The 3,603-nt window shown below is 71.9% G+C and carries 3 protein-coding genes; 2 read left to right on the top strand and 1 reads right to left on the bottom strand.

Going from position 1 to position 3,603, the window contains the following annotated elements; translation table 11 throughout:
• Positions 1 to 254: 254 nt before the first annotated feature.
• Positions 255 to 1,412 (top strand): C40 family peptidase, encoded by a 1,158-nt coding sequence (locus IFT36_RS17045; protein WP_200413603.1) that lies wholly within the window; start codon positions 255 to 257, stop codon positions 1,410 to 1,412.
• Between the two features lie 134 nt (positions 1,413 to 1,546).
• On the opposite strand, the gene IFT36_RS15550 is transcribed toward IFT36_RS17045, so the two are convergent.
• Complete coding sequence (locus IFT36_RS15550) at positions 1,547 to 3,196, bottom strand: SulP family inorganic anion transporter (protein ID WP_200413604.1); 1,650 nt, start codon at positions 3,194 to 3,196, stop codon at positions 1,547 to 1,549.
• Between the two features lie 98 nt (positions 3,197 to 3,294).
• On the opposite strand from IFT36_RS15550, the gene IFT36_RS15555 reads away from it, so the two are divergent.
• Positions 3,295 to 3,603: MerR family transcriptional regulator (locus IFT36_RS15555; RefSeq protein ID WP_200413605.1), on the top strand; the 309-nt coding region annotated here is incomplete at its 3' end.

A 3,603-nucleotide genomic window follows, 5' to 3' on the forward strand; every position in this document is an offset into this window, starting at 1 on the left:
GCCGCCGAGGCCGCCGCCGTGCCGCCACCACCCCCGAGCTGGCGCGAACGGCGGGCCCTGCGACGCGAGCTCAAGCGGCGCCGAGGCGACCCGGGACCGTCGTCCGGGCCGGGTGAGCCGCCGTCATCCGACGAGTGATCACCGCCTGGCCTCGTGACCTGTTCGTGATCTTTTTCCGACGAGAACTACACCTCGAGGATGATGCGCGCTAGGGTCGAGTGTTCGCACCACCCCCAGACGAGAGGACCGCACGCGTGACGAAGCCCGCCTCCCCGACCTCTCCGGATCAGGGTGGCGCGACGGCTGGTCACGTCGAAAGTGCTGGTCAGCGTCAGGCTGGTCCGACCGGCGTCCGTCCGCTCGGAGAGCGTTCGGCCCGCCTCGCCCTCGAGCGTCGCGAACGCCGTGCCCGACGGGACGTCCTCCCCACCTCGCACCGTGAGTCCTTCGTCGAGTGCCCCGCCCTCGTCGGTGCTGCCGAGGCCTCGGTCGCCCCGCGCGTCCGACCCCGACGCGCCGACGCGCCGGTTCAGACCGGCCCCCTGCTCGGTCTCGAAGAGTCCGCCGCCACGGCCAGCGCCGCCGCTCGTCCCGAGGACGCGGCCCGCGCCTCCTCGTCCACCGGCCACCCGGCACCTGTCCGTCCGTCGCGCCGCGCTCGCCGTGCCGCGGCCGTGGTCGCACGTCCCGCGTCGCCGACCCGTGCGGCCGCCGGCCGCCCCGGTGCGGCGCGCAGCGTCGGCACCGCCGTCAAGAAGCTCTCCATCGTCACCGCGATCGTCGGTTTCGCCGCCAGCGGCGTCCTCCCCTTGCTCGCGACCACCGGCGACGAGGCCCAGGCCGTCGCCGCGGGTGCGACGGCGCGGTCGTCGCTCGGTTCGCAGACGCTGTCGGTCGACACCGCCTCGCTGACGGACGAGTCCGACGAGACCGCCCGCGACGCCTACTCGGCCACGTCGATGGTCGACGTCGTGACGCAGAACCTGCAGAACCGCAAGGCCGCGGCGAACACGACCTACGAGGGGCCGACCACGGCCGACTACCTCGCGAACCCGCTCTACCCCGAACTCGACCGCGACCAGGTGCTCGCGGTCGCGCTGCAGTACATCGGCACGCCGTACGTGCACGGCGGCGAAGACCCCTCGAAGTTCGACTGCTCGGGCCTCATCACGTTCGTCTACGCGCAGTTCGGCATCGAGCTGACCCACTACGTGCCGACGCAGAACACCGAGGGCCGGACCATCCCCGAGTCCGAGGCGGTCCCCGGCGACCTCGTCGTGTTCGACAACCTGGCCCACGACGGCATCTACGCCGGCAACGGCATGATCCTCGACGCCCCGAAGCCCGGCGGCTTCGTCGACGTCCGCCCGATCTGGAACCAGGCGCACCACTTCGTCCGCATCGACGGCTGAGCCGTCCCTCGGGCTCGGCTGCGTCTGCCGCTCTGACGACCTGATCTGACGACCCGCGCCTCCGGGTCTCCGCCGTCCGCCTGCCCTGCGGCAAGCACCGTGCCGCGGTGTCGCGTGCGCGTGCTCCGGACCCGCTACCCGAGGCGGCCGGTGAGACGGCCGTGGAACGCCTCGCTGCGGTCGTCCAGCCCGACGAACGTCGCCGTCACGCCGTGTGCGCGGAACTTCTCGTCGACCGAGTCGAGGGCGGCGACGCTCGACGCGTCCCACACCTGGGCGCGGGACAGGTCGACGGTGACCGTCGCGGGGTCGTCTCCGTAGGAGAAGTGCTCGACGAGGTCGTTGCTGCTGCCGAAGAACAGCGGGCCGACGACGTCGTACCGCACCGTCTCAGGGGCCGGGGGTCCGTCGACGACGGCACCCGCGCCTCCTGCGCTCGGGGTGACCCCGACGGTGTCCCTGGCGGTGCGGGAGGTGCCGTAGGTGTCGGAGGTGTCGGTGGCGCCCGCGGGGGCCGGCGTCACGTGCCGCTCGACCGTGATCACGTGGGCCACGCGGCGGGCGAACAGCACCATCGCGAGGAGCACGCCGACCGCGACGCCGAGGGCGAGGTTGTTCGTCGCGACGACCACCGCCACCGTGACCACCATGACCAGTGTCTCGGGCACGGGCATGCGGCGGAGGGTCGACGGCTTCAGCGAGTGCCAGTCGACGGTGGTGATCGCGACGATCATCATGACCGCGGCCAGCGCCACCATCGGAATCGTCGACATCACGGCGCTCAGCCCGGTGACCAGCAACAGCAGGAAGAGCCCGGCTGCGATGGTCGACACCCGCGTGCGGGCCCGTCCGATCTTCACGTTGACGACGGTCTGGCCGATCATGGCGCAGCCGGCGATGCCGCCGTAGAAGCCCGCCGCGATGTTCGCGACGCCGAGCGCCCAGGACTCCTTGCCCTTGTGCGACGGGGTCTCGGTGAGGTCGTCGACGAGCTTGGCGGTCAGCAGGGTCTCCATCAGGCCGACGAAGGCGACGCTGAGGGCGGTCGGCCAGATGATCTGCAACGTCTCGAGGGTGAACGGGGCGAGCCACGGGGTCAGGCCGGGCAGGCCGCCACCCATCGGGCCCTCGTCGCCGACGGTGTGCACGTCGAGGCGGGCGGCCACGGCGATGACCGTCACGACGACGATGGCGACGAGCGGCGCGGGTACGGCCTTCGTCACCTTCGGCAGCAGCACGACGATCGCGATGGTCAGGGCGAACAGCGGGTAGACGACCCACGGCTGGTCGATGATGTGCGGCACCTGCGCCACGAAGATCAGCACGCCGAGCGCGTTGACGAAGCCGATCATGACCGAGCGGGGGATGAACCGCATCAGCCGGGCGAGGCCGGCGAGCCCGAACGCGAGCTGCACGAGCCCGGCCAGCACGACCGTGGGCAGCACGTAGTCGGTGCCGTGCTCGCGGACCAGTGGCGCGATGACGAGGGCGACCGAGCCCGCGGCGGCGGTCACCATCGCCGGCCGGCCGCCGAGGACCGACATGACGAGCGCGAGCACGATCGACGCGACGAGGCTGACCATCGGGTCGACCCCGGCGATCACCGAGAACGAGATGACCTCGGGCACGAGCGCGAGCGTCGTGACGACGCCGGCCAGGGCCTCGCGGGTCAGGAGGCGCGGGTTGCGCAACACGGACAGCACCGTGTCGGTGGGGCGGACGGGGAGGACCGACCGCGCGGCGGGTTCAGGGCGCGCGCGGTCGGAGTCGTGGGCAGTGGTCACGGAGGACTCCTGGGGTGTGCGGAAGAATGGGGAGTCGGCGACACTGCCGTACGATGCAACCCTACCCTTACGTGAGGGTAGAGATGAAACGAGATCCCATGCCCGACGAGACCGCCACGATGCAGATCGGCGAGCTGGCCGAGCGCACCGAGATGTCGCTGCGCACGATCCGCCACTACGACGAGGTCGGTCTGCTGACGCCGTCGGGCCGCAGCGAGGGCGGATTCCGGCTCTACACGCACGACGACTACCTGCGGCTCATGGTGATCCGACGCATGAAGCCGCTCGGGTTCAGCCTCGACGAGATGGCCGAACTGCTGCGGGTCGTCGACGCACTCGACGGCGGGGCGGGCGACGAGGCCGGGGCGGGCGACGACGGCGGGGCGGGCGACGCGGCCGCCGCGGTC

Source organism: Frigoribacterium sp. CFBP 13605 (assembly GCF_014839405.1).
Lineage (GTDB): Bacteria > Actinomycetota > Actinomycetes > Actinomycetales > Microbacteriaceae > Frigoribacterium.